This is a genomic window from Variovorax sp. RO1 (assembly GCF_002849325.1).
In the GTDB taxonomy this organism is placed as follows: domain Bacteria; phylum Pseudomonadota; class Gammaproteobacteria; order Burkholderiales; family Burkholderiaceae_C; genus Variovorax.
On the sequence record NZ_PKMT01000001.1, the window covers coordinates 601255 to 626709 of the forward strand.

The following is a 25455-nucleotide window of genomic DNA, read 5'->3' on the forward strand; positions in this document are numbered from 1 at the left end:
ATGGCCTTCGCCTCTTCCTAGCGTTGTTTAGCGATCAGCGCTTGGTACAGGTTCGCGAGACGCCGCGCCCAGGCGTCGTCCGACCAGTCGAGCGCGAGCGCCAGTGCCTCCTGGCGCAAGCGTGCGCGCAGAGGCGCATCGGAGAAGAAGCGAAGAATGGCTTGTGCGAAAGCTGCAGCTTCCGCCGGAGGTGTCAGGCAGCCTAGACCGGCGCCGAGGATGTCGGTTGTTCCCATTTCTGACAAGGCGATGGCCGGTAGCCCTGCGGCCATTGCCTCGAGCAAGACCAGTCCTTGTGTCTCCGTGCGGGATGTGAAGACAAATACGTCAGCTGCCGCATAGCAATCAGGCAGTTCTTCTGTGCTGTCGAGATAGCCGAGGAAGATCACGGACTCTCCCAGACTCAGGGTATGCGCCTGCTCCTTGAGTGCACCGAGGGCCGGGCCATCTCCCGCTATCAGAAGCAGCAGGTTGGGTTGACGGGCACGTGCCTGTGCCCAGGCATCGAGTAGAAAGCCGATGTTCTTTTCATGGGCCACGCGGCCGACAAAAAGTGCAACCGGGCGATCGCTAGCAATGCCGTAGCGTTGTCGGAACCTATCCCTTTGTCCCGCTGCAAATTTCTTGAGGGGCACGCCCGTAGGCATCACGTGGAGCGGCGTGCATACGCCATAGCTCGTCAGTCGGTGCTGCATGGAAGATGAGGGAACGATCACTGCGTCCATTGCATTGCATTGGCTGCGGCTGAAAGTGCGCGCGGCGAATCGAAGAAGTCTCGCGGGGATCAGCGGGACGTAGTGATGCAGATATTCCTCGAAGAACGTGTGGTAGGTGGACAGAACCGGTAGGTTCAGTGAACGGGCGACGCGCAGACCCGCGAAGTGCGCAACGAACGGCGTCTGGATGTGAATCGCGTCGCAGTTGCGAGCCGCATCAAGCACCGCGCGATACGTGGCCTTCCACGAGAGCAGGCGGTCTTCCGGATCACCGAACAAGGGGCGGCCCTCCACCCGGATGACACGGGCCTCGTCGTTCTCATTGCCATAGCGTGGGGCGAGGACGATGACCTCTACGCCTTGGGACTCCAGGGTGCGGCGGAACGTGTCGATCGATATCGATACGCCGTTGATGCGAGGAAGAAAAACGTCCGAAACCATTAGCACGCGCATGTCATTTTTTCTTTTCTTTGGCCATGAAGAGCACGGCGAGGGGATGGCGCATGAAATGCAGATGCGAGCTCGCCACGAACACTGAAAAAACAACGAGCAGGATTCGCCATGACACGGATGAAGGACTTGCATGCATCGCCAGGCCGACGATGAATATCGAGCACGCGATCTGGCAAGCGATCAGCGCCCAGCGGGGGTAGTACTTCTTGTCTTCGGGCTTGACGTTGTACGTTCCATGGATCGTCACTGCGATGCAAAAAAGCATGGCGTAGAACGCACCGAAAAAGTACGGATCAGGCGATCCGTTGGCAATCACGATCCCAAGAACAAGCCGCAAGGTATGGGTCAACGCAACTATGGAAAGGCCCGCATAGGGGATCTTCTTGAGTGCCAGGGTATAGGCCGCATTGGCTGCGACGAAAGCCAAAAAGATCAGCAAGACATCGTTCGAGAAAAGGCGCTGGGAAAAGTACAGCGAGACGCCGATCAGAAGCGCGCAGAACAGAGATGCCGGTCCGATACCGAGCTGTCCCGATGGCAGCGGGCGATTCTTCTTCGTTCCATGCGCCGCATCCGCTGCGACATCAATGATGTCGTTGAAGGTATAGATGCCGCCATACAGCAACACGTTGAAGAGGACGTAGCACTGAAAAATCGCTGTCACCGGAAAACGAAAATCGGGCTCGGCAAAGAAAAGCGCTCCGGCAATGACGCTGATGAACGAGATGTGGAAATGAAACCGCATCAGCTTGAGGTAAGGCGTCATGCGGTGAACACCGATCGGTAGATCAATGTGGAGATCACGATGCCCACCAATGCGCCAACTACCACGTCCTTGACGAAATGGTGTTGAAGCGCGACGCGGCTGTATGCGACGAGAACGACCAGCATGCAACCCAGGGCAGCCAGCCATGCGCCCTGAAAGAACAAGAAGACGACGGTCGCGTTGGAGGCGATTCGTGCCGTATGGGCGCTGGGAAATGTGGACGCGTCGTATTGGTCGTACAGAGTGAGCCGTTTTCTTGGAATCGGTCTCTCTGTGCGTGTCAGGAGCTTGATGACGGCGCACACCAGTTCGGTGGCCATGACCGCCAGGTAATACGCAAGGACCAGCCTGAAGCCAAAAATCAACAACGGCAATGACGCAAGAAAATAAAAGGGAGGTGTTCCAAGGAACGTGACGCAGTGAATGGCGCGTTCTTTCTTGTGCATTGTTTTTTCTTCCCTGTTAGACGGAGGCCGAGACAAAGCGCTCGATTTCGTCATGCAGCAGATCGATGTGGGTCAGTACCACGACGTGATTCGCTTTCGGAACACGAACCAGTCGGGCATGCGGCATGACCTTCTGCGCATGCAGCGCGTGCGCGAATGGAAAGACTCGGTCTGCATCACCGTGGACAAGCAGCACTGGACACCCGACCAGAGAAGCCTTCCGTTCATGGTCCAGGCGCAGCGCGTGTCTGATGCAGTGGAGGTAGGTGCGCAGACCCGTGTTGGCAATGTCGCCGCACATCCGCTTGGGGTTGAAATCTGTGTTCCGTGGGAAATCCTTGTAGTCAAGGCGCCTTGGAATTGACGATCCCGAAAGAAGCTTTCCGATGAATTTCACCGGCACCGATGCTGCCCATGAAGCGAAGAGAAGCACCCTGTTCGGGGCGCCGAACCGGGGAGAAATGAAAACGACCTTCTTTATCCGGTCGGGCCTTGTCGCGGCGTACTCCAATGCGACAAGGCAGCCGAAAGAGTGTGAGACGAGCGTCGCATCCGAGATCGAAAGGTCGGAAAACACGGCATCGATGTCTTCCGAAAAATGCGACGGCAGGTAGTCGGAGAACGCCGGGTAACGATGCGACTTTCCGTGGCCCCGGAGGTCCAGCAGGACGAGATTGAACTGGCTTGAAAAGCCATTCACATGATCCGACCAGGCGCTGGAACTGCCAGCAAGGCCGTGAATGAAGATGAGCGTTTCGCGGCCGGCCTTGAACTCGTTCTTCTGAAGAGCGATCTTCTGGCGGACTAGCACTTCTTGCATACGGCACCGGCTTGGTGTTCCGATGTCCTCGGCCTGCCCTGCAGAGAGCGGCCTTCTTTTTCTTTTTTGCAAGCGAGCGCCGACGCCGCAGCACGCCATGTGTGCATTGCATTTCCCCCGTTTTGTTGATCTTCAGTCGCCCGACCTGTGACAAGGTCGTGACGACGGCGGATTGTGCGGGGGATGCCTCCGGCAGCGGAGGCAGTTCTTCACGGTACGGCGCGATTCGTGCGTCTGCGCCCGTGGACCGGGCGCGTCAGGCGACGGACTCAGCGCCCAGGCATTTCAGGCCAGGGCCGCTGCACTTCCCGGATCTGCTCGAACGCGCGCGCCACGCGCAGCACGCCGAGATCATCGAAGCGCTGTCCTGCAATCTGCAGCCCGATCGGCAGACCGCCGGCCGAGTACCCGCAGTTCACCGATGCGGCCGGTTGCTCCGACATGTTGAACGGCACGGTGAAGCCGATGTGTTCCAGCGGCCGCAGCGGGTCGTTGGTGGGCGAGGGCGCCTCGGCCGCCGCCGGCATGTTGGGCGACACCGGCGAGATCACGTAGTCGAAGCGGGCGCAGGCGTTCACCGTGGTGACGCGCGTCGCGTGGAACTGGCTGAAGCTGCGGAACACATGCTCGCCGCTGAATTCGGCGGCGCTCTCGGCCCATTCGCGGATGTAGGGCAGCACCTTGGCGCGCTGGTCGGGGCGCAGGGCCTTCAGGTCCACGAGCGAGCGCATGCGCCACAGGTGGTCCATGCCGTCGAGCAGGGCCTGCGACATGAAGGGCTGCATCGGCTCGACGATGGCGCCGGCCTTTTCGAACAGGCGCGCGGCCAGCTCGACCGCGGCCTGGATCTCGGGTTCGACCGCGAGGCCGCAGCCGGCGTCGAGCAGCAGCCCGATGCGCAGGCCGCGCAGGTGGTCGGGCGCGACGTCGAACGCGGCCCAGTCGATGTCCTGCGCGGGCAGGCTCATGCTGTCGCGCGCGTCGGGCCGGGCCAGCGCCTGCATCATGAGCGCGGCGTCGCCGACGGTGCGCGTCATGGGGCCGGCGGCGCGGCCCATGTAGGGCGGATCGATCGGGATGCGCCCCAGGCTGGGCTTGAGCGTAAAGATGCCGCACCAGCTCGCAGGCAGCCGCAGCGAGCCGCCGATGTCGGTGCCCAGGTGCAGCGGACCGTAACCCGCCGCCGCAGCGGCACCGGCGCCGGCGCTGGAACCGCCCGGCGTGCGGCTCAGGTCCCAGGGGTTGCGCGCCAGCGTGTGAAAGCTCGACAGCCCCGACGACAGCATGCCGTAGTCGGGCATGGTGGTCTTGCTGACGATGACGGCGCCGGCCTCCTTCAGGCGTGCAGCCGGTGGGGCGTCGGCGGCGGCGGGCATGAGGTCGACGGCGGCGGTGCCCGCGGGCAGCGGGTCACCGCGCGTGGCGATGTTTTCCTTGATGGTGGTCGGCACGCCGTCGAGCGGACCGCGCGCATCGCCGCGCTGCCAGCGCTGCTCCGAGGCGCGTGCCTGCTCCAGCGCGGCCTCGGGCCGGAACAGCCACGTGGCCTGCAGCCGGGGCTCGCAGTGCTCGATGCGCGCGATGACGGCGCGCGTCACCTCGACCGGCGACAGGCGCTTCTCGCGGTAGGCCGCGGACAGCTCCTGTGCCGACAGGTCGCTCAACGAAGGCAGGGAGGGGTCAGACACTGCGGGGCTCATCCCCACGACAGCGCGGACAGGTCGTTCACGAAGATCGGGTTCTCTTTCCAGAGGCCCTTGACGTTCTTCTTCGCCACGGTCGGGAACTGCGGCTGGTAGAGGAAGCCGTTGGCCGCGTCGGTGGCCAGCAGCTTCTGCGCCTCGCCCAGCAGCTTGTTGCGCTCGGCCGCGTTGCCGGTGGACTTGATCTTGTCGAACAGCGTGTCGAAGGCCTTCGACTGGTAGCCCCAGTAGTAGTCGGGCTTGGCGTAGTTGCCGAGGTCGAAGGGCTCGACGTGCGAAATGATCGACAGGTCGTAGTCCTTGTTGCCGTAGGTGCCGCTGAGCCACTGCGCCCACTCGACGTTCTGGATCTTCACGTTGATGCCGATCTTGGCGAGCTGGGCCACGATGACTTCGCCGCCCTGGCGCGCATACGGCGGCGGGGGCAGGGTCATGCGCAGTTCGAGCGGGGTCTTCACGCCGGCCTCGGCGAGCAGCTTCTTGGCCTTCTCGATGTCGAAGGGGTTGATGCCCGTGGTGTCGACATAGCCCGCGGCGCCCGGCACGTAATGGCTGCCGATCGGCACGCCCAGGCCGTCGGCCGCGCCCTCGATGAAGGCCTTGCGGTCGATGGCCGCGAGGATGGCGCGGCGCACGCGCACGTCGTCGAGCGGCTTCTTCTTGTTGTTGATCGAGAGGATGGTCTTGGCGCGCGAACCGGCCAGGATGGTCTGGAACTGCGGGTTGTTGCGGAACTGCGGCACGGCGCGCGTGCCGATGCGCGTGAACACGTCGACGTCGCCCGAGAGCACGGCGGCGGCCTGCGCGGCGGTGTCCGAGATGAAGCGGAAGGTGACCTTGTTGATCTTGGCGACGGCGGGTGCACGGAAGCCTTCCCACTTGCTCAGCGTGATCGACGAGCCCTTGGCCCAGCTGTCCAGCTTGTAGGGGCCGGTGCCGATCGGCTTGGTGGCGTTGCCGTCGACGCTCTTGGGCTCGACGATGGCGGCCGTGGCCTGGCCCAGCACGAAGGGCAGGTCGGGGTCGATCTCCTTGTTGATGACCACGACCGTGTGCTCGTCGACCACCTGCGTAGCGAGGTTGGCGAAGGTGCGCTTGTCCTTGTTGGTGCTCTTCTCGCCGCCGGCGCGGTCGAACGCGAACTTGACGGTGGACGCGTTGAAGGGCTCGCCGTTCTGGAACTTCACGCCCTTGCGCAGCTTGAAGGTGTAGGTCTTCAGGTCGGGCGAGATTTCCCAGCTCTCGGCCAAGAGCGGCGTGACGCTGCCGTCGACGTTGATCTTGGTCAGCGTTTCCAGGATGTTGTATTGCACGACCTCGGCAATGGCAGCGGCGGCACCGGTGGTCGGGTCCAGGCCCGGCGGCTCCAGGGCCATGCCGATCACGATGGCGTCCTTCCGGCCTTGCGCCATGCCGGCCAGCGGAGTGGCCAGGGCGACAGTGGCGCCGGCGGTGGTAAGGAGGGTGCGACGGTTCAACATACGGGGTGATCTCCGGAAAACGGTCAGTGTCGAATGACTGCTTCGGCGCGCACCGTGCCCCAGAGGGAAGCGCAGCGCCACGAAAGAAAGACACACAGCACGAAAGATGCCACGTGCAGCGGATCATTCTCTCGCAGCAGGCCCTCCGGTGCGCGCCGGCGCGGGCGGTATTTCCTCGGGACGTTCCCGGATGGGCGAGCGATCTTGCGCGAAGCCAGGCGCTTGCGCCACCAGATGCTCATGACCGATGTGTCCGAGGCCGCGCCCCGGTGACTTCAGGCGGCGCGCAGCGTGCCGCCGGGCGGCGTGTGCAGCACCGCCGACAGCAATGTGCGGGTGTACGGGTGCTGTGCATGGTGGAACAGATCGGCCGGCGGTCCCTGCTCCACGATCTGGCCCTTGAACACCACGCACACGTCGTCGCACAGGTGGTTGACCACCGCGAGGTCGTGGCTGATGAGCAGGTAGCTGATGCCGAACTGCTGCTGCAGGTCCTGCATGAGGTTGAGCACCTGGGCCTGCACGGACACGTCGAGCGCGCTCACCGGTTCGTCGGCCACGATGAGCTTGGGTCGCGTGATGAGGGCACGTGCAATGGCGATGCGCTGGCGCTGGCCGCCGGAAAACTCGTGCGGGTATTTGTCGAGGTCGGTGGTGCGCAGGCCCACGGCCGCGAGCGCTTCGGCGGCGCGTTCGCGCTGCTCGGCACGGCGCGTTTCGGCCAGTGCTTCGAGCGGCTCGGCGACGATGCGCGCGACGGTCTGGCGCGGATCGAGCGAGCCGTACGGGTCTTGAAAGACCATCTGGAAGTCGCGTCGCGCCGTGCGCAGGTCTGCCTTCGACAGCGTGTGCAGGTTGCGGCCTTCGAGCGCGACGCTGCCCGAGGTGGGTGTGTCCAGCGCCATCACGAGGCGCGCGATGGTCGACTTGCCCGAGCCCGATTCACCGACGATGCCCAGGCTCTTGCCGGCCTGCACGGCGAAGCTCACGCCGTTGAGGGCCTTCACGGTGGGCGGCGGGCCGAAGAGCTTTTCGCGCGGCAGGGCGTAGTGCCGCACGAGGTCGGTCACCTGCAGCAGCGGGGTCGATGAATTCATGGCGCGACGGCCTGCTCGGCCGCAATTTCTTCGAGGCGGATGCAGCGCACCGCGTGGTCCGGCGGCAGCACCGTGGCGGACGGCCGCGTGGTGTGGCAGGCATCCACCGTGTACGCGCAGCGGCCCGCGAACGGACAGCCCGGCGGCAGGTCGACCAGCTCGGGCACGCTGCCGCGGATGGTGGCCAGGCGCAGGCCGCGCGGCGCGCCGATGGCGGGGCGCGCGGCGAACAGGCCCTGGGTGTAGGGGTGGGCGCGCTTGGCGAACACGGCGTCGGTCGGTCCGCTCTCGACCACGCTGCCGCCGTACATCACGAGCATCTTCGAGACCGTCTGCGAGATCACGCCGAGGTCGTGCGAGATGAGGATCAGTGCCATGCCGCGCTCGGCCACGAGGCCCTGGATGAGCTCGAGGATCTGCTTCTGGATCGTCACGTCGAGCGCGGTGGTGGGCTCATCGGCAATCAGCAGGTCGGGCCCGCAGGCCAGCGCCATCGCGATGCCGATGCGCTGGCGTTGCCCGCCCGAGAACTGGTGCGGGTACGCATCGAGGCGCGAGGCGGCGTCGGGAATGCCGACGCGGTCGAGCAGCGCGAGCACTTCCTTGCGCGCCTCGGCCTTCGACAGGCCGCGGTGCAGCCGCAGCGGTTCGCCGACCTGGCGCACGATGGTGTGCACGGGGTTCAGCGCCGTCATCGGCTCCTGGAAGATCATGCCGATGCGGTTGCCGCGGATCTGGCACATGTCCTTTTCGTCGCGCCCGACCAGCTCGGTGCCATCGAAGCGGATGCTGCCCGTGACCTTCGCGGTGGACGGCAGCAGGCCCATGAGCGACATCACGGTGATCGACTTGCCGCAGCCCGACTCGCCGACGATGCCCAGCGTTTCGCCGCGCTCCAGCGAGAAGGAAATGCCGCGCACGGCTTCCGCCGGGCCGCGCTGCGTCTGCAGGCCGATGTGGAGGTCGTTGACTTCGAGAAGCGCCATGACGTGCTTGTTTACCTCGCGCGTGCCAGGCGCGGATCGAGCAGGTCGCGCAGGCCGTCGCCCATCAGGTTCAGGCCGAGCACCGCGAGGGCGATGGCCATGCCGGGGAAGACGGCCAGCAGCGGCTGCTGGAACATGAGGGTCTGGGCTTCGCTGAGCATGCGGCCCCACGAGGGCTGCGGCGGTTGCGTGCCGAGGCCGAGATACGACAGCGCCGCTTCCGCCAGGATGGCGATGGCGAAGCGGATCGTGATCTGCACGATCAGCACGGCGGAGATGTTCGGCAGCACGTGCTGCATGGTGATCGCGAACGATCCCTTGCCGCAGGCGCGTGCCGCGGCCACGTACTCGCGCGACCAGATCGCGTTGGCCGAGGCGCGCGTGATGCGCGCGAAGGTCGGGATGTTGTAGATGCCGATTGCGACGATCGCGTTGACGATGCCGGCGCCGAACACGGCCGTCATCATGATCGCCGAGAGGATGGCGGGGAAGGCGAGCGTGAAGTCCGACAGGCGCATCACTGCTTCCTCGACCCAGCCGCGCCTCGCAGCCGCGAGCAGGCCCAGCGCCGTGCCGACCACGAGGCCGATGCCCACGGCAATCACGCCGACGAGGATGGACGCACGTGCGCCCACCAGCAGCAGCGAAGCCACATCGCGACCGAAGGCATCGGTGCCGAGCCAGTGCGTGGCCGAAGGGCCCTGCATCTTGTTCGCCATGTCCATCGCGTAAGGCGACCAGGGCGTCCAGACCAGGGAGAGCACGGCAGCGATCAACAGCAGCAGGCTCAGCACGCCGCCGATCACGAAGCTGCGGTGGTGCAGGGCGCGGCGCCAGAAGCCCGGCACCTTGAGCGCGGCAGCACTCGGAACGGTGGTCGTGCTCATACGTCGCTCGCCTTGATGCGCGGATCGATCACCGCATAGAGCACGTCGACCACGAAGTTCACGATGACCACCATCGCGGCGAGCAGCATCACGCAGTTGCGCACCACGATCAGGTCGCGGTTGCTGATGGCCTGGAAGATCAACCGGCCCAGGCCCGGCAGGTAGAACACGTTCTCCACCACGATGGTGCCGGCCAGCAGCTCCGAGAACTGCATGCCCATGACGGTGATGACGGGGATCATCGCGTTGCGCAGCACGTGGGTCCACAGCACCATGCGTTGCGACACGCCCTTGGCGCGCGCCGTGCGAACGAAGTCTTCGCGCATCACCTCGAGCACCGCCGAGCGTGTGATGCGCGAGAGGATGGCGGCCTGCACCACCGCGAGCGACAAGGCCGGCAGCAGCAGCGATTTCAATCCCGCGAAGATGCCTTCGCCCCAGCCCTCGAAGCCGCCCGCGGAGAACCACTGCAGCTGCACCGAGAACACGAGGATCAGCAGGATCGCGAACCAGAAGTTGGGAATGGCGATGCCGACCTGCGCCATGCCCATGAGGCCGACGTCACCAAGCTTGTTGTGGCGCGCGGCAGCTGTCACACCGACCAGCAGGGCGATCACGACCGTCAGGCTCATCGCCATCACGGCGAGTGGCACGGTGAGGGCCAGGCGCTCGAGGATCAGGTCGATGACGGGCGAGCTGTAGGCGTAGGAGTCGCCGAGGTTGCCGGTGAGCATGCCGGCGATCCAGTGCCAGTAGCGGGTCCAGGCGGGTTGATCGAGGCCGAGCTTGGTGGCCAGGGCGGCAACGGCATCGGGCGAGGCGTCGGGGCCCATGAGCATCTGCGCGGCATTGCCGGGCAGGATCTCGAGGACGAGGAAAACGATGACCGAGGCGCCGATCAGGGTACCGATCAGCGTGGCGATGCGCTTGAATAGAAACAGACTCATGGGGCGGGCCGCAGCATAACTGACTGGTGCAACAACCGTGCCTCGACTGTGAACTTTGTCGCTCCTCGCCGGACCGCCCTGACGCTGGCGGGGGCTCCGCAAGACCTGCAGCGGGGCAGTCGCCCGGTCCGCCGATAATCGGGGAATGGCCCTCATGATCACCGACGAATGCATCAACTGCGATGTCTGCGAGCCCGAGTGCCCGAACGATGCGATCTACATGGGCGCCGAGTTCTACGAGATCGATCCGCACAAGTGCACCGAGTGCGTCGGCCACTTCGACGAGCCGCAGTGCGTGCAGATCTGCCCGGTGGCCTGCATCCCGGTGAACCCGGACCATGTGGAAACCCGCGAGACGCTGCTGCAGAAGTACGTGCGCCTCACGGCAGACAAGGCGGCACCGCCCGCGTCGGATGCCGCCTCGCCGTCGTCAGCCGGCGCCGTCTGAGCCGAGCTACTCCTTCTTCTTTTTCTTCTTGGCTGTTTCCTTCGGGGCTTCGTCGCCGGTCGACGGGCTGTTGAAGCGCGCGCTCGTCGGGCGGGGGTCGGCCGTGTGCTTGCGCTGGCGAGCCTGGGCGGCCCGTTCGGCGGGCGTGAGCGGTTGCGCGTTCGTGGTGAAGCGCCCCGCATCGAAGGTCGTGGCACTGCCCTGGCTGACCGCCTCCCGCTCCAGCGACTGGCGGCTGCGCGCCAGCCGGCCGGCGCTGCGTTCGTTGCGGCGCGCGGCGTCTTCCGACGCCTTGCGGTCCGCATCGCTGCGCCGGTCGTCTACCTTCACGGTCCGCCCGCCCTCGCACGGCTGGTCGGAATAGGTGTTGCCGCATCGCCAGGTCTGGGCTGAAGCGCCCATGGAGGCGGCGGACAGCGCGATCGCAAAAACAGCCATCACCCGGTTGGTTGCCGTCTTTGTTGCGGCTTCTTCCGTCTTCTTGTTCTTCGTCGTTCTTCTTCTCATTTTTAGTTCTCTCCCTCCCTGCACTCCCGTGGCCGGCTAGGTGGCGGCAGGCGTCGTGCCTCCGTCGCCGGGCTCCCGCCTCGGCGGCTTGGGCCGCGGCGGTTTGCTCGTGTGAATCATCAGCGTGGCCTTTTCCATCTCGCCGGCCACCAGGGCGGGGGCGGCATGCAAGGTGCGCACGATGGCGTCTTCGATCGCTTCACGTTGTTCCTTGAGCGGCTTCTTGAGCACCCAGTTGACGACCTCCGACTTCACGCCGGGATGGCCGATGCCCAGCCGCAGGCGCCAGTAGTCGCCGGTGCCGAGCTGGGCGTGGATGTCGCGCAGGCCGTTGTGGCCCGCATGGCTACCGCCGAACTTGAGCTTGGCCTGGCCGGGCACCACGTCGAGTTCGTCGTGCACCACGAGGATTTCTTCGGGGGCGATCTTGAAGAAGCGCGCCAGCGAGGCCACCGACTTGCCCGACAGGTTCATGAAGGTCTGCGGCTCCAGCAGCCAGATGCTCTGGCCGCCGATGTTCGCGCGTGCCGCGAGGCCGTGGTAGCCGCGCTCGGGCACGAGGTTGAGCTTCCAGTCGCGCGCGAGGGCGTCGATCCACCAGAAGCCGGCGTTGTGGCGCGTGGCTTCGTATTCAGGGCCCGGGTTTCCGAGGCCGACAAACAGCTTGATCATGGTGGGAATTATCTCGCCGCCCCACAAAGCAAAAGGCCCGCACGAGGCGGGCCTTCTGTTCGCGGACGGAAAGAAAGAGGATTACTTCTTCTTGGCCGTCTTGGCGGCGGGCTTGCCAGCGGCAGCAGCAGCGCCTTCGGCAGCAGCGCCTTCGGCAGCTGGTGCCGGCTCTTCCGACACCAGCGGCGGCACGGCCGACACGATGACGGGGTTGGTCTTGCCGTGGCTCACGAACTTCACGCCCTTGGGCAGCTTGATGTCGTTGACGTGCAGCGTGGCGTTCTTCTTCAGGCCCGAGAGATCGATCTCGAGGAATTCAGGCAGATCGCTCGGCAGGCAGTTGATTTCCAGCTCGGTCATCACGTGGTTCACGAGGTTGTGATCCAGCTTGACGGCGTCGGACTCTTCTTCACCCTTGAAGTGAAGCGGCACCTTCATGTTCATGCGGGTCTTGGCATCGACGCGTTGGAAGTCGATGTGTTGCACCAGCTGGCGGAACGGGTGGTATTGCACGTCGCGCAGCAGCACCTTGGTGACGGCGCCGGCGAGGTCCATTTCGAGGATCGACGAGTGGAAGGCTTCCTTCTTCAGGGCGTGCCACAGCGCGTTGTGATCGACTTCGATCAGTTGCGGCTGGGTGTCACCACCGTAGACGATGCCCGGGGTCTTGCCCGTGATGCGGAGACGGCGGCTCGCACCCGTGCCCTGCTTTGCGCGCTCATAAGCGACGAATTTCATAACTAGCTCCTGTGAGAGTCCACCGCGACCAGTGAGACTCCGATTCAAAAAGGCCTCCGAAGGAGGCCCGCTTTTTTCGCTCTCAGGTCAGAACAGGTTGTCCTGGTCCGAGAACAAACTCATCACCGACTCGCCCTTGGCAATGCGCTGGATCGTTTCGGCGATCAGCGGTGCCACGGAGAGCTGGCGGATCTTTCCGCACGCGACGGCCGCGTCGGAAAGAGGAATGGTGTTGGTCACGACCACTTCGTCGAGGGCGGCGCCCTTCGAGAGGCGTTCGATGGCCGGGCCCGAGAAGATCGGGTGCGTGCAGTAGGCGTACACGCTCTTGGCGCCGCGCTCTTTCAGCACTTCGGCCGCTTTGACCAGCGTGCCTGCCGTGTCGATCATGTCGTCCATGATCACGCAGTTGCGGCCGTCGATCTCGCCGATCACGTTCATGACTTCGCTGACATTGGCCTTCGGACGGCGCTTGTCGATGATGGCGAGGTCGCAGTTCAGTTGCTTGGCCAGTGCACGGGCACGAACCACGCCGCCGACGTCGGGCGAGACCACGATCAGGTCTTCGTAGTTCTTCTGGCGCAGGTCGCCCAGCAGCACGGGCGACGCGTAGATGTTGTCGACCGGAATGTCGAAGAAGCCCTGGATCTGGTCGGCATGCAGGTCCATCGTGAGCACGCGCTCGACGCCGACGGTTTCCAGCAGGTTGGCGACCACCTTGGCCGAGATCGGCACGCGGCTCGAGCGCGGGCGGCGGTCCTGGCGGGCGTAGCCGAAGTAGGGGATGACGGCGCTGATCCGTTCGGCCGAAGCGCGCTTGAGCGCGTCGACCATGATCAGCAGTTCCATCAGGTTTTCATTGGTCGGTGCGCAGGTCGACTGCACCACGAACACGTCGCGTGCACGAACGTTCTGGTTGATCTCGACGGTGACTTCACCGTCGGAGAAGCGACCGACGCGTGCGGCGCCCAGCGAAGTGCCGAGGTTTTGCGCGATTTCTGCAGCAAGGCCGGGATTGGCGTTGCCGGTGAAAACCAAGAAGTCAGGTTGATTGGCCTGCATGAGCGCGTCCGGGCAGTGCAAAGGGCTTGCGGGAAAGCCGCCAAAGGTTTCGAGTCGTGGCGGCCTGTGTGGGCTGCCGATTATTGCAGCCGGTGGACTGCAAAAGAAGCACTGCGGCCATCAGGCCGCAGTTTGAGAGATTTGGCAGGGGAGAAAGGATTCGAACCTTTGCATGCTGGAATCAAAATCCAGTGCCTTAACCAGCTTGGCGACTCCCCTACACAGGTTGATGGTTTGCACCACCCACCGTTATATGTCGCATCGAACCGCAGAGCGTTCCGATTATCTCTTCAGGCTGCCCATCCCCAGAGTGGATGAACCGCCAGATTGTCGCATTGTCGAACCTGCCATCCCCGGGGGGCTTCGAGCAGTTCCGCTTCCTGCGGCGATTGCTGAATTTTCGCGAACACCGAACTTCCGGAGCCGGTCATCCGGGCCTTGAATCCTTGCAGTCCGAGCCATTCGATGGCGTCGGTGACTGCGGGGCAAAGCCGTTGGGCAACCGGCTGCAGGTCGTTGTGACCGAAGTCGTAAACCCCGTTGCCGAGGTTTGTGGCTTCTAGCTGTTCGCTATCTGCAGCAAAGCCTGAGATTATAGCAACAGGAGTTGCCCGTTCCAGATCATCCGCAGAAAAAATTAGTCGGGTATCGAGTCCCTCGGGTGGCTTGGCCACCACGAAGCGCGCTGGCGGCAAGTTTACCGGTGTGATTTCTTCGCCGATGCCCTCGACCCAGGCGTTGCGTCCACCGAGAAAGAAAGGGACGTCCGCACCGAGCTTCAACCCGATCTGCGCCAGGCGCGACAGCGGCAGGTTCAGGTTCCAGAGGCGATTGAGTGCGAGCAGGCAGGTGGCCGCGTCCGACGAGCCACCCCCCATGCCCGCCTGCGCCGGCACATGCTTGGCGATGCCGATGTGCGCGCCCTGACCGGGCGCGGCGTGCGCCTGCAGCGCGCGGGCGGCGCGCAGCACGAGGTCGTCGGCCGGCAGCGGCGTGGTGAGGTCTTCGCGGCTCAGTTGGCCATCGTTGCGCAGCTCGACGTGCAGCGTGTCGCACCAGTCGATCAGCATGAAGACCGACTGCAGCAGGTGATAGCCGTCGTCGCGCCGCCCGGTGATGTGCAGGAACAGGTTCAGCTTGGCCGGCGCAGGCAGGTCGTAGATCGCCTTCATGAGCGTTCGAAGACGATGCGCAGGTCGGCTCGGGGCGCGGGGGATTCGCGCGTGGCCTGCAGCCTGCCGTTCGACAGTTGGCCCAGGTCGGCGCGCCAGCCGGGCACGGGGTCGGCGCGGCCGTCGAGCCAGCCGAACAGCGCGCCGACCGGAATGGCGGCGCCCGTGGCGGCTTCGATCAGCGCATCGACGGAGTCGTAGCGGCGGGTGTCGCTGCCGTTCTTCAGCAGGGCTTCACCCGGTGCCCAATGCAGTTGCGCGAGCGTGCTGCCGATGGGCGTGGTCAGTGTCAGGTCGCCGGTTTCGGCCGAGCCGCGCAGCTCGAACAGGGCGGCGAAAGTCTGGACGGGTTCGCTGTCGATGCGCAGCGACATGCGGCCGCTCCAGCTGGCCGAACGCCCGGGAGCGGCAGCGGGGCCGCCCGAGAGCTGGGCGCAGCCCGTCAGCCACAGCAGCAATGCACCGCCGCCCGCGCCGAGCGCCGCGCGGCGGGTGAAGGCGTTGTCGCCCCGCGCGGGAGCCGTGTGCGTGATCGATGCCATTCAGGGTTTGACGCGCAGGCGCTTGAGGGTTTCCTGCAGCGTCTCGTTTTCGGCGTCCGTCAGCAGCGATTCTTTCCAGATCGCGACGGCACGGTCCTTCTGGCCGGCCGACCACAGCACTTCACCGAAATGCGCGCCGATCTCGGGGTCAGGCCGCGTCTTGTAGGCCGCCTCGAGGATGCGGATCGCCTCCGCCGTGTTGCCGAGCCGGAACTCGACCCAGCCCAGGCTGTCGGCGATGAACGGGTCTTCGGGCGCGAGCTGCACCGCCTTCTGGATGAGCGTGCGGGCCTCGTCGAGCCGGATCTTGCGCTCGGCAAACGAGTAGCCCAGCGCGTTGTAGGCGTTCTGGCTCTCGGGCTTGAGCGTCATCAGGCGGCGCAGCAGCCGCTCCATGTCGTCCAGGCGGTTGAGCTTCTCGGCCATCATGGCCTGGTCGTAGACGAGGTCGCCGTCGTCCGGCGCGGCGGCCGAGGCCTGGGCCAGCAGGTCGTAGGCGGCCTGGTATTGCTTGGCTTCGCGCAGCAGCTGGGCTTCGGCGAGCAGTTTCTGCTTGCGCTCGTCCGCCGTGCGCTCGGGCAGTGCGCGCAGCAGTTCGCGGGCCTGGGGCAGCTTGCCTTGCTTGGCGAGCAGGCTGGCGCGGCGGCCCTGGATGGCGCTCTGGTTGTCGGAACTGTCGATGCGCGAGACCCAGCGGTCGGCGGCCTGGAAGTCCTTGCGCCGTTCGGCCAGCTGCGAGAGCACGAGATACGCCTGCGTCAGCCCGCGCTTGCGGTCGGCGACGTCACCGGCGTCCTGGCTTTGGCCCGGGGCGGTCATCAGGTCGACGTAGCGCTTGAGCGAGCTTTCGGCCGCCGCTTCCTGGCGGGCCTGCATCTGCAGGCTGCCGAGCAGCAGCCAGGGCTCTGCCAGTTCGGGGCGCGCCGTGGTCAGCGTCTGGAGCTGTGCGGTGGCGTCGCTGAAGCGGCGGTTCTCGACCAGCGTGCGTGCATAGGCGATGCGCAGGTCGGGCGAGGCCTTGGGGTTGTTGGCGAGGTAGCGCGTGACGATCGGCTCGGCCAGTGGCTGGCCCGGGTCGATGAGCTCGAGCGCCAGCGCCGAGGGCGCCTCGGACGCCGGATCGATCGCCTGCCCCTTGCGCGCGGCGTCCAGCGCGCCCGAAGGGTCGCCGGCGTTCAGGCGCAGTCGGCCCACGGTGGCCCAGGCCAGTCCGCCGGTCGTCGGGCTCTTGAGTTCGTCGACCAGCGCCTGCTCGACCACCGAGACGGCGAGCTTCTTGTCGGCGGCGCGGCCGTAGGTGCGCGCGATCACCGCCATCAGCAGGGGACGTTCGATCTGCGAGGTGGCCGCCACTTCGGCGCGCAGCGGATCGACGGTTTCGCTGATGCGGTTCAGCGCGATCAAAATCTGCAGCTCGATGCGCCGTGCATCGCGCGAATTGGGCAGCGCTTCCTGCCAGGCGCGCGCCGCGGAGATCGCGGCGTCGCCGGAGCGCGACTGCAGCGCAATTTCGACCGCGCGCTGGAACAGCTTGCCGTCGCGCAGGCGCCGGGCGGCGTCGAGCACCAGCGAATAGCCGGAGCCGGGGTCGCCGGAACGGGCGGTGATCTCGCCCATGAGGATTTCGTAGAACAGGTCGGCCGTCAGCGCCGACGGCTGTGCGGCCTCGGCGGCCGGCTTGGCGGCCGTGGTGGCCCGGGGTCGCACCGGCGGCTTCGGCGGCGCCGTGCGCTCGATGGCGGGAGCCGGGTTGCCGGCGGCGGTGGGTTCAAGAGACTGGGCCTGCGTTGCGTAGGCAAGCAGCACGAGAGACGCGGCCGCCGCAAGGCGGTGACGGCGGGGCGATGGGTTCATCTGACCATAATAATCCAGCCATTTGAACGAGCGCCGCATGGGGCTTCGTCGCTGCCGGAGTTTTACTTTTCATGCCTGAACTACCCGAAGTCGAAGTCACCCGGCGCGGCTTTGCCGACCGCATCGCCGGCGCGCGCATCGAGTCCGTGCGCATCGGCAAGCCGCTGCGCTGGGCGCTGATGGTGGTGCCGCAGGCGCTGGTCGGACGCCGCGTGCGCGAAGTGCGCCGCCGTGGCAAGTACCTGCTGATCGACCTGGACCGCGGGCTGTTGCTGTTGCATCTGGGCATGTCGGGCAGCCTGCGTTTCGACATCCACCTGCCGGAGCCCGGCGTGCACGACCACTTCGACCTCGTCACCGAACTCGGCACCCTGCGTCTCAACGACCCGCGCCGCTTCGGCGCCGTGGTCTATGTGGACGACGAAGAGGCGCCCTGGGCGCTCAAGCTGCTCGGCGGGCTGGGCATGGAGCCGCTGGGCGACGCCTTCGATCTCGACGCCTTCCATGCGGGGCTGAAGAAACGCCGCACGGCCATCAAGCAGGTGCTGCTCGCGGGCGACGTGGTGGTGGGTGTCGGTAACATCTACGCGTCGGAGGCGCTGTTCATGGCGGGCATCCGCCCGACCTTGTCAGCGGCGCGCATCAGCCGGCCGCGCGCGGCGAAGCTGCATGCGGCGGTGCGCGAGATTTTGGCGCGGGCGGTGGAGAAGGGCGGCAGCACCCTGCGCGACTTCTCGAACGTGGACGGGCAGAACGGCTACTTCCAGCTCGAAGCGACCGTCTACGGCCGCGCGGGCGAGCCGTGCCGGGTGTGCGGTACGCCGATCCGGCAAGTGAAACAGGGGCAGCGCTCCACTTATTACTGCCCCCATTGCCAGAAATCATAGGAAGGCTGGCTCCGCGGCGTTGCTTCGGGGCAAACTCTTATAGGTACCCCGTTCGCCATTCGGCGATGTTATATTTGTAAATTCTTACTTACATCTTCCCCTTGAGCCGCTCTTTCAACCAACAGCTCGATCAGCACGGCGCCTGGCGGAGCAACTTCGCCCGCCGCCTTCAGTGGCTGTCCCGTTGGCTGACCGACAACGAGCTGCTCGACCAGGCCGTGGCCGAACGGCTGCGCGCACTCGAAGACCAGATCCGCACCAGCAAGGTCATGGTGGCCTTCGTGGCCGAGTTCTCGCGCGGCAAGTCGGAGCTGATCAACGCGATCTTCTTTGCCAGCTACGGGCGGCGGATCATGCCGGCCAGCGCCGGGCGCACCACGATGTGCCCGACCGAGCTGGGCTACGACGCCGCACTGGCGCCCAAGCTGCGCCTGCTGCCCATCGAAACCCGCCTGGAGCCGCATTCGCTCACCCACTGGCGCGAGCGACCTACGCGCTGGACCGAGCTGCCCATCGACGTGGACGACGCCGAGCAGCTGGCCCAGGCCATGGGCAAGGTGGCCGAAGTCCGCTGGGTGAGCAAGGACGAAGCCCGCGCGCTCGGTTTCTGGAACCCCGAGACGCCCGACGACAACCCGGTGCAGGACGCCGAAGGCCGCGTCGAAATTCCGCGCTGGCGCCATGCGGTGCTGAACATGCCGCACCCGCTGCTGGAGCAGGGGCTCGTGATCCTCGACACGCCCGGCCTGAACGCGATCGGTGCCGAGCCCGAACTCACCGTGAGCCTGATCCCGCAAGCGCATGCCGTCGTCTTCATCCTGGGCGCCGAAACCGGCGTGACGCGCTCCGACCTGTCGATCTGGCGCGAGCACCTGATCACCGGCGACGAAAGCCACGACACGCGCTTCGTGGTGCTCAACAAGATCGACACGCTGTGGGACACGCTGAGCACCCCGACGCAGATCGCGCAGCAGATCGAGCGGCAGCGCGAAGGCGCCGCCCGGCTGCTCGAAGTGCCGTTGGCGCAGGTGTTGCCGGTCTCCGCACAGAAGGGCTTGCAGGCCAAAATCGGCCATGACGCGGCCCTGCTCGAGGCCAGCCGGCTGCCGGCGCTCGAAGTGTTGCTCGGCGAAGGCGTGCTCGGCAAGCGCGAGACCATGCTGCGGCTCGCCGTCGATGCCGGCATGACCGCGCTGCGCACCGAGGCCGAGCGCCTGCTGAAGGTGCGCCAGCGCGACCTGTCGGAACAGGCGCTGGAACTGCAGGGCCTGCGCGGCAAGAACGTGTCGGTCATCCGCCACATGCGCGCGCGCATCGACCAGGAACACGCCGAATTCGAGGGCAGCAACACCCGCATCCTGGCGCTGCGCTCGGTGCAGGGCAAGCTGCTGCGCGAGGTGTACGCGGTGCTCGGGCGCACGGCGCTCAAGGCCGACATGGTCAAGCTGGCCGCGGCGCTCAAGCGCCCCGGCGTCAAGTTCAACGTGCGCAAGGTGTACGGCGAAACCTTCGATGCGCTGCGCAACAACCTGCGCGAAGTGCAAGCGACGACGGCCGAGATCCAGTCGATGCTGCACGCCACCTTCCGCCAGCTCAACGCCGAGCAGGGCTTCACGCTGCAGGCGCCGGCCGAGCCCGACCTGAGCGGCTTCGAGCAGGAGCTGGGCCAGATCGAGCGCAGCCACATCCACTACCTGGGCGTGGGCAACCTGATCAAGCTCGCGCAGGCTGACTTCTGCGACAAGCTCGTGCGTGCGCTGGCCAGCCGGTTGCGGCTCGTCAATGAAGCCGCCATGACCGAGGTCGAGCGCTGGAGCAAGGGCGCGAGCGCGCAGATCGATGCGCAGCTCAAGGAGCGCCGCCGCAATTTCAGCAAGCGCATCGAGGCGATCGAACGCATCCAGAACGCCGCAGGCAGCCTTGACGACCGGTTGGCCGAGATCGCCGCGCAAGAGAGCCACCTGGCCGCGCTGCAGGAACGGCTGCACGAGTTCACCTCGCTGATCGCGCAGCACGGCAGCCAGCCGCCTGCCGCGGCCGCCGCCATCGCGGACGAGCAACTGCGTGCGGCCTGAGCGCGCCGCCGCGCGGGCGGCCGTCTCCCCATCCCTGTCGCTGCCCCCGGATTTCGCCGCACAGATCGTGCGCTGGCAGCGCAGCCACGGGCGCAGCGAACTGCCGTGGCAGAACACGCGCGATCCGTACCGCGTCTGGCTTTCGGAGGTGATGCTCCAGCAGACCCAGGTCACGACCGTGCTCGGCTACTTCGCGCGTTTTCTCGAGCGCTTCCCCGACGTGGCGGCGCTGGCCGCCGGCACCGAGGACGAGGTGTTCGGCCTGTGGAGCGGGCTGGGCTACTACAGCCGCGCGCGCAACATGCACCGCTGCGCGCAGGAGGTGGTCGCGCGCTTCGGTGGCGCCTTTCCGCACACCGCCGCCGAGCTCGTGACTTTGCCCGGCATCGGGCGCTCCACGGCTGCGGCGATTGCAGCTTTCTGTTTCGGCGAGCGCGTGGCCATCCTCGATGGCAACGTGAAGCGCGTGCTGACGCGCGTGCTCGGTTTCGACGGCGACATGTCGTCGTCGGCGCAGGAGCGCGCGCTGTGGGACCTCGCCACGCAGTTGCTGCCGCCGGACGGCCAGCGCGAGGCGGTGGCGCACTACACGCAGGGCCTGATGGACCTGGGCGCCACGGTCTGCCTGCCGCGCAAGCCCAGTTGCATGATTTGTCCGGTGAACGCCATCTGCGTGGGTTTGCGCCAAGGCGCGCCGGAGCGCTATCCGGTGAAGACGCGCAAGCTCAAGCGCAGCGCTCAGTCGCTGTGGGTGCTGCTGGCGCGTGACGCCCAAGGTCGGGTGTGGCTGGAGAAGCGACCGGCGAAAGGCATCTGGGCGGGGCTGCATTGCCTGCCGGTGTTCGACAGCCACGACGATCTGCTCGCAGCCCTGCCATCGGGCGCCGCGCATGACATGCAAGAGCTGCCGCCCTTCGTGCACGTGCTGACCCACAAAGACCTGCACCTGCATCCGGTGCTGTTGCAGGGCGTCCAGCCGCAAGGCGAGGGCGCGCGCTGGGTCGAGGCGCAGGAGTGGAGCCGGCTGGGGCTGCCCGCCCCGATGCGCAAGTTGCTGGAAGCCGCCGAGGCCTGAACGGCCTTCGTCGTCGTCAGGCGTCGAGTTCGCGGTGGCGTTTGAGCGCGCCCCAGCGGGCACCGAAGGCACGCGCCAACTGCTCGACCAGGAACACCGATCGGTGCTGCCCGCCCGTGCAGCCGATGGCCACCGTCACGTAGCTGCGATGGTCGCGCGCCAGCGCGTCGAGCCAGTGCGTCAGGAACTGCTCGATGTCGTCGAACATGCGCGCCACGTCGTCGTGCTCGCGCAGCCATTCGATCACCGGTTCGTCGCGGCCCGTCAGCGCGCGCAGCGCCGGCACGTAGTGCGGGTTGGGCAGCATGCGCACGTCGAACACGTAGTCGGCATCGAGCGGCACCCCGCGCTTGAAGGCGAACGATTCGAACACCAGCGTCAGCGCGTTCTGCGGTGCCGAGATCAGCCCCTTGATGTAGCTCTGGAGCTGCGCGGGGCGGATGAGGCTGGTGTCGATCACGTCGGCGCCGTCGCGCAGGTCAGCCAGCAGCTCGCGTTCGAGTTCGATGGCCTGCACCAGCACGCGGTGCTGCTCGGGCACGTCGGTGCGGCTTTCCTGGCGCGAGAGTGGGTGGCGCCGGCGCGTTTCCGAATAACGGCGCAGCAGCGCATCGGTGGTCGCGTCGAGGAACAGCGAGCGCAGCGAGACGCCGTCGGCGCGCAGTGCTTCGAGCTGCTGCGGCACGATCGGCAGCGACACGCCGCTGCGCACGTCCATCGCGATCGCTACGCGCGTGGCCTGCTGTTCGTGCTGCAGCGCGATGAAGGCCGTGAGCAGCTCGGGTGGCAGGTTGTCGACGCAGTAGTAGCCGGCGTCTTCCAGCGCGTGAAGCGCCACCGACTTGCCGGAGCCCGACATGCCGGTGATGAGGACGAGGTCGAGATCCATGGTCGTCATGGGGCGGTCGCCGGCGTCTTGTGGCCGAGCATTTCGCGCGCGTGGGCCAGCGAGGTGGCCGACACCTTTTCGCCGCCGAGCATGCGGGCGATTTCGCGGGCTCGGTCGTCGGCCGCCAGGCGCGACACGCCGCTTTCGGTGCGCGGGCCGTCCGTGCCGGCCGCCGTTGTCTGGCGCTTGGCGACCACGAGGTGGTGGTCGGCGCAGGCCGCCACTTGCGGAAGATGGGTCACGGCGAGCACCTGGCGGTCGCGGCCGAGCTGTTTCATGAGGCGGCCCACGGTCTCGGCGACGGCACCACCGACGCCGGCATCGACCTCGTCGAAGATCAGCGTCTGCGCGGCGCCCAGCTCGCTGGTCGTCACGGCGATGGCCAGTGCGATGCGCGAGAGCTCGCCACCCGAGGCCACCTTGCCGATGGCGCGCGGCGTGCTGCCGGCGTGACCGGCCACCAGGAACGAAATTTCTTCGAGGCCGGCGCGACCGGGCTGTGCCAGCGGCTGCAGCTCGACGTCGAAACGCCCGCCTTGCATGCCCAGGCCCTGCATCGCCTGCGTGACGGCCTGGGCCAGACGTGGCGCGGCCTGCTTGCGGATCTTGCCGAGGGCCTTGGCTTCCTTCATGTAGGCCTGCTGCGTGCTCTGCTCGGCGCGCTCCAGACCTTCGAGGTCGCTTTGCGCGTCGAGCGCCTGCAGCTCGGCCTGCCAGCCGGCCAGCAGCGCGGGTAGCTCGGCCGGCGTGCGCTTGTAGCGGCGCGCGAGCGACATCCACAGGCCCATGCGTTCGTCGAGTTCGGCGAGGGTTTTTGGATCGGTGTCGGTGTCGCGCAGGTAGCCGTGCAGCGAGTGGGCCGCGTCCGAGGCCTGCGCCACGCAGGAAGCCAGCACCTCGCCCAATGTGCGGAATTCGGGCTCGATGTGCTCGCAGTTCTGCAGCAGCGTCGCGGCGCGGGTGAGGGCGGCGAGGGCGCCGTTGTCGTCGTCTTCGAGCGCCTGGCTCGCGCCCTGGGCCGCGTCGATGAGCGCCTGCGCGTTCGAGATGCGCGAATGGTGGGCCGAGAGTTCGTCCCACTCGTCGGCGCCTGGCGCCAGCTTCGCGACTTCGGAGATCTGCCACTGCAGCCGCTCGCGCTCGCGCTGCAGCGAGTCTTGCGCCGAGCGTGCGTGCTCGAGCGCCGAAAGCGCCTGCCGCCAGCTGTGCCAGGCCGCGTCGAGCGCGTCGGTGCGCGCGCCCGCGTAGGCGTCGAGCAGGCCGCGCACGGCCTCGGGGCGGGTCAGGCTCTGCCAGGCGTGCTGGCCGTGGATGTCGAGCAGGCGGTCGCCGAGTTCGCGCAGTTGCGTGGCGGTGGCGGGGCTGCCGTTGATCCAGCCGCGGCTGCGTCCCTGCAGGTCGACCGTGCGGCGCAGCAACAGGCCGTCGCCGACCTCGAAGCCGCCTTCGTCGAGCCAGTCGGCGAGGGCCGGGTCGGCGTCGAACTCGGCGCTCACGTCGAGCCGTTCGGCGCCTTCGCGCACGGCACCGGCGTCGGCGCGGTTGCCCAGCGCCAGCTGCAGCGCGTCGATCAGGATGGACTTGCCGGCGCCGGTTTCCCCGGTCAGCACCGTGAAGCCGGCCGACAGATCGAGTTCAAGGGACCGCACGATCACGAAGTCGCGCAGTGCGATGCGTCGCAAAGCCATCTCAGTTCGTCCTCAAGCGGGGGGCATGGTCCTTCATTCAGGAGCCCCCTTCGTTCCAATGGAGTTTTTTCCGCAGCGTGTCGAAGTAGCTCCAGCCGCGCGGATGCAGGAAGCGCACCCGGAAATCGGAGCGGCGCACCACCACGCGGTCGCCGATGGCGAGCGAGGCGAGCGACTGCATGTCGAAATTGGCGCTGGCGTCGCGCCCGCTCACCAGCTCGATCACGATCTCGTCGGCATCGGGCAGCAGCACGGGGCGGTTCGACAGCGTGTGCGGCGCGATCGGCACCATCACCCAGCCCGGCACCGCCGGATGCAGCAACGGCCCGCCGGCCGACAGCGCGTAGGCCGTCGAGCCCGTGGGCGACGCGATGATCAGCCCGTCGGCACGCTGGTTGGCCACGAAATGCCGGCCCACCGACACGCGCATCTCGACCATGCCCGAGGTGGCGCCGCGGTTGACCACCACGTCGTTCATCGCAAGCGCGTCGAACACCACGGCCTCATCGCGGATCACCTGTGCGTGCATCAGGCTGCGGTGGTCTTCTTCGTATTCGCCGGCCAGCATCGGGATCAGCGTGGCCTGGTAGTTGTCGAGCGGGATGTCGGTGATGAAGCCGAGCCGGCCGCGGTTGATGCCGATCAGCGGGATGCCGTAGCACGCGAGCTGCCGGCCGATGCCGAGCATGGTGCCGTCACCGCCGACCACGAGGCCGAGGTCGCAGCGCTGGCCGATTTCTTCGACCGACAGCGCCTGGTAGCGCGGGTGCGGGGGCGCATCGGTGTCCTCGCAGGACGAACGCTCCACGAACACCGTGCAACCCTGCGATTCGAGGAAGGCGCCAATGCCCTCCATCACGCCATCGCGCGCATCGGCTTGCGCCCGGGCGCCGGAAGCCTGGTATTTGCCGATCAGGGCGACGTGACGAAAGCGAGAGGTCATAGCTAACAAATTACAACTTGGCAACGTTGAGTGCGCGCATGAGCGCCTTCTTCGCCGGGGATTCGGGTTCCGCCTCGATGGCCGCTATGGCAATCCACTCGGTCGGATTCTCGCCTAGTTGTTTGGCAATGCTTCCCGCGATGGTCGGGCTTAGGCGACCGCGCTTTTTTGCTTGAGAGAGTGTCGCGTCGGAGATGTCCAGGGCGTCGGCCCAGCGGGCTTGGCTTTGGACGCTGAGGGCTCGCTGCAGCAGTTGCATGGTGCTTGGCATAGTGGTTTCTCCTTAACAGGCTGTCAGTTTTATCACAGGGTGTCAGGAAAAAACTTGACAGGCTGTAAGGTGTGTTGGCATCCTCGGGGCACCTTACAGCTTGTAAGGTGTTTTACAGGAGCCGCCTTGTCTCAACGTTGCACCGATGCTCGGAATTCAGTTGCTTCCGATTCGCGCATCAACACCCATTCGAAGCCGTCCGGCGCAACCGGTTTTTCGAAGAGCGAGTTGGATGGCGGCTCGCGTTTCAGCACGGTGGCAACGGCTTGCAAAAAGCCGATGGCGGCCATCGCGCAGATGGCCCAGAAAAGCAGAGGGTTGACGGTCATG

27 protein-coding genes and 1 tRNA gene are annotated in these 25455 nt (G+C 66.2%); 4 read left to right on the forward strand and 24 right to left on the reverse strand.

Going from position 1 to position 25455, the window contains the following annotated elements; genetic code table 11:
• Window positions 1-17 precede the first annotated feature (17 nt).
• From CY658_RS02750 to CY658_RS02800, 11 genes are all read right to left on the reverse strand, one after another.
• Window positions 18-1169 (reverse strand): glycosyltransferase, encoded by a 1152-nt coding sequence (locus CY658_RS02750; protein ID WP_101488755.1) that lies wholly within the window; start codon window positions 1167-1169, stop codon window positions 18-20.
• Window position 1170: 1 nt separating this feature from the next.
• The gene (locus CY658_RS02755) at window positions 1171-1935 is read right to left on the reverse strand and encodes a UbiA family prenyltransferase (protein ID WP_101488756.1); all 765 of its coding nucleotides are present in this window, start codon (window positions 1933-1935) and stop codon (window positions 1171-1173) included.
• Window positions 1932-2381: a phosphatase PAP2 family protein gene (locus tag CY658_RS02760; protein ID WP_180838841.1), complete on the reverse strand. Its 450-nt coding sequence runs from the start codon at window positions 2379-2381 to the stop codon at window positions 1932-1934. The genes CY658_RS02755 and CY658_RS02760 overlap by 4 nt, the downstream gene beginning before the upstream one ends.
• A 16-nt stretch (window positions 2382-2397) precedes the next feature.
• Window positions 2398-3201 (reverse strand): alpha/beta fold hydrolase, encoded by an 804-nt coding sequence (locus CY658_RS02765; RefSeq protein ID WP_180838843.1) that lies wholly within the window; start codon window positions 3199-3201, stop codon window positions 2398-2400.
• Window positions 3202-3470: 269 nt separating this feature from the next.
• On the reverse strand, window positions 3471-4901 hold the full coding sequence (locus tag CY658_RS02770) for an amidase (RefSeq protein ID WP_180838844.1): 1431 nt from the start codon (window positions 4899-4901) through the stop codon (window positions 3471-3473).
• Complete coding sequence (locus tag CY658_RS02775) at window positions 4898-6385, reverse strand: ABC transporter substrate-binding protein (protein ID WP_101488759.1); 1488 nt, start codon at window positions 6383-6385, stop codon at window positions 4898-4900. Before CY658_RS02775 ends, CY658_RS02770 begins: the two co-directional genes overlap by 4 nt.
• Window positions 6386-6408: 23 nt before the next feature.
• Window positions 6409-6627, reverse strand: coding sequence for a hypothetical protein (locus tag CY658_RS32325; protein ID WP_143713533.1), 219 nt, complete (start codon window positions 6625-6627; stop codon window positions 6409-6411).
• A gap of 33 nt (window positions 6628-6660) precedes the next feature.
• The gene (locus CY658_RS02785; RefSeq protein WP_101488761.1) at window positions 6661-7482 is read right to left on the reverse strand and encodes an ATP-binding cassette domain-containing protein; all 822 of its coding nucleotides are present in this window, start codon (window positions 7480-7482) and stop codon (window positions 6661-6663) included.
• On the reverse strand, window positions 7479-8468 hold the full coding sequence (locus tag CY658_RS02790; protein ID WP_101488762.1) for an ABC transporter ATP-binding protein: 990 nt from the start codon (window positions 8466-8468) through the stop codon (window positions 7479-7481). The genes CY658_RS02785 and CY658_RS02790 overlap by 4 nt, the downstream gene beginning before the upstream one ends.
• Before the next feature lie 11 nt (window positions 8469-8479).
• The gene (locus CY658_RS02795) at window positions 8480-9355 is read right to left on the reverse strand and encodes an ABC transporter permease (RefSeq protein ID WP_101488763.1); all 876 of its coding nucleotides are present in this window, start codon (window positions 9353-9355) and stop codon (window positions 8480-8482) included.
• Window positions 9352-10302, reverse strand: a complete 951-nt coding sequence (locus tag CY658_RS02800) for an ABC transporter permease (protein WP_101488764.1) — start codon at window positions 10300-10302, stop codon at window positions 9352-9354. The genes CY658_RS02795 and CY658_RS02800 overlap by 4 nt, the downstream gene beginning before the upstream one ends.
• Before the next feature lie 145 nt (window positions 10303-10447).
• On the opposite strand from CY658_RS02800, the gene CY658_RS02805 reads away from it, so the two are divergent.
• Window positions 10448-10750, forward strand: coding sequence for a YfhL family 4Fe-4S dicluster ferredoxin (locus CY658_RS02805; RefSeq protein ID WP_099792625.1), 303 nt, complete (start codon window positions 10448-10450; stop codon window positions 10748-10750).
• 6 nt (window positions 10751-10756) lie between these two features.
• Here CY658_RS02805 and CY658_RS02810 read toward each other — a convergent pair whose 3' ends face one another.
• From CY658_RS02810 to CY658_RS02845, 8 genes are all read right to left on the reverse strand, one after another.
• Window positions 10757-11152: a hypothetical protein gene (locus CY658_RS02810; RefSeq protein WP_143713535.1), complete on the reverse strand. Its 396-nt coding sequence runs from the start codon at window positions 11150-11152 to the stop codon at window positions 10757-10759.
• Window positions 11153-11293: 141 nt separating this feature from the next.
• Complete coding sequence (gene pth / locus CY658_RS02815) at window positions 11294-11929, reverse strand: aminoacyl-tRNA hydrolase (RefSeq protein WP_101488766.1); 636 nt, start codon at window positions 11927-11929, stop codon at window positions 11294-11296.
• 81 nt (window positions 11930-12010) lie between these two features.
• Window positions 12011-12667: a 50S ribosomal protein L25/general stress protein Ctc gene (locus CY658_RS02820; RefSeq protein ID WP_101488767.1), complete on the reverse strand. Its 657-nt coding sequence runs from the start codon at window positions 12665-12667 to the stop codon at window positions 12011-12013.
• Between the two features lie 87 nt (window positions 12668-12754).
• Window positions 12755-13729 carry a ribose-phosphate pyrophosphokinase gene (locus tag CY658_RS02825; protein ID WP_056573402.1) on the reverse strand — a complete coding sequence of 325 codons (975 nt, stop codon included), beginning with the start codon at window positions 13727-13729 and terminating at the stop codon, window positions 12755-12757.
• Window positions 13730-13871: 142 nt separating this feature from the next.
• Window positions 13872-13948: transfer RNA gene (locus CY658_RS02830), tRNA-Gln, on the reverse strand.
• Between the two features lie 71 nt (window positions 13949-14019).
• A complete protein-coding gene (gene ispE, locus CY658_RS02835) occupies window positions 14020-14901 on the reverse strand; it encodes a 4-(cytidine 5'-diphospho)-2-C-methyl-D-erythritol kinase (protein WP_101488768.1) in 882 nt (293 codons plus the stop codon).
• Complete coding sequence (locus CY658_RS02840) at window positions 14898-15443, reverse strand: lipoprotein insertase outer membrane protein LolB (RefSeq protein WP_101488769.1); 546 nt, start codon at window positions 15441-15443, stop codon at window positions 14898-14900. Before CY658_RS02840 ends, ispE begins: the two co-directional genes overlap by 4 nt.
• Window positions 15444-17297, reverse strand: coding sequence for a tetratricopeptide repeat protein (locus tag CY658_RS02845; protein ID WP_101490193.1), 1854 nt, complete (start codon window positions 17295-17297; stop codon window positions 15444-15446). It lies immediately after the preceding gene.
• A 71-nt stretch (window positions 17298-17368) separates the two neighbouring features.
• Here CY658_RS02845 and mutM point away from each other — a divergent pair, with 71 nt between their 5' ends.
• The 3 genes from mutM (at window position 17369) to mutY (ending at window position 21334) form a co-directional block, all read left to right on the forward strand.
• Entirely contained in the window at window positions 17369-18184 is an 816-nt protein-coding gene (mutM, locus tag CY658_RS02850) for a bifunctional DNA-formamidopyrimidine glycosylase/DNA-(apurinic or apyrimidinic site) lyase (protein WP_101488770.1), read from the forward strand.
• Between the two features lie 101 nt (window positions 18185-18285).
• Window positions 18286-20259: a dynamin family protein gene (locus tag CY658_RS02855; RefSeq protein WP_101488771.1), complete on the forward strand. Its 1974-nt coding sequence runs from the start codon at window positions 18286-18288 to the stop codon at window positions 20257-20259.
• A gap of 40 nt (window positions 20260-20299) precedes the next feature.
• Window positions 20300-21334 (forward strand): A/G-specific adenine glycosylase, encoded by a 1035-nt coding sequence (mutY, locus tag CY658_RS02860; RefSeq protein ID WP_180838916.1) that lies wholly within the window; start codon window positions 20300-20302, stop codon window positions 21332-21334.
• A gap of 16 nt (window positions 21335-21350) precedes the next feature.
• Here the strand turns inward: mutY and rapZ are convergent, their stop codons facing one another.
• From rapZ to CY658_RS02885, 5 genes are all read right to left on the reverse strand, one after another.
• Window positions 21351-22223 carry an RNase adapter RapZ gene (gene rapZ, locus CY658_RS02865; protein WP_101490195.1) on the reverse strand — a complete coding sequence of 291 codons (873 nt, stop codon included), beginning with the start codon at window positions 22221-22223 and terminating at the stop codon, window positions 21351-21353.
• Window positions 22224-22228: 5 nt separating this feature from the next.
• A complete protein-coding gene (recN, locus tag CY658_RS02870; RefSeq protein WP_101488772.1) occupies window positions 22229-23911 on the reverse strand; it encodes a DNA repair protein RecN in 1683 nt (560 codons plus the stop codon).
• Window positions 23912-23948: 37 nt separating this feature from the next.
• Window positions 23949-24854, reverse strand: a complete 906-nt coding sequence (locus tag CY658_RS02875) for an NAD kinase (RefSeq protein WP_056573377.1) — start codon at window positions 24852-24854, stop codon at window positions 23949-23951.
• Window positions 24855-24864: 10 nt separating this feature from the next.
• Window positions 24865-25113: a hypothetical protein gene (locus CY658_RS02880; RefSeq protein ID WP_143713540.1), complete on the reverse strand. Its 249-nt coding sequence runs from the start codon at window positions 25111-25113 to the stop codon at window positions 24865-24867.
• Window positions 25114-25256: 143 nt separating this feature from the next.
• Window positions 25257-25454, reverse strand: coding sequence for a hypothetical protein (locus tag CY658_RS02885; RefSeq protein ID WP_101488774.1), 198 nt, complete (start codon window positions 25452-25454; stop codon window positions 25257-25259).
• Window position 25455 lies beyond the last annotated feature (1 nt).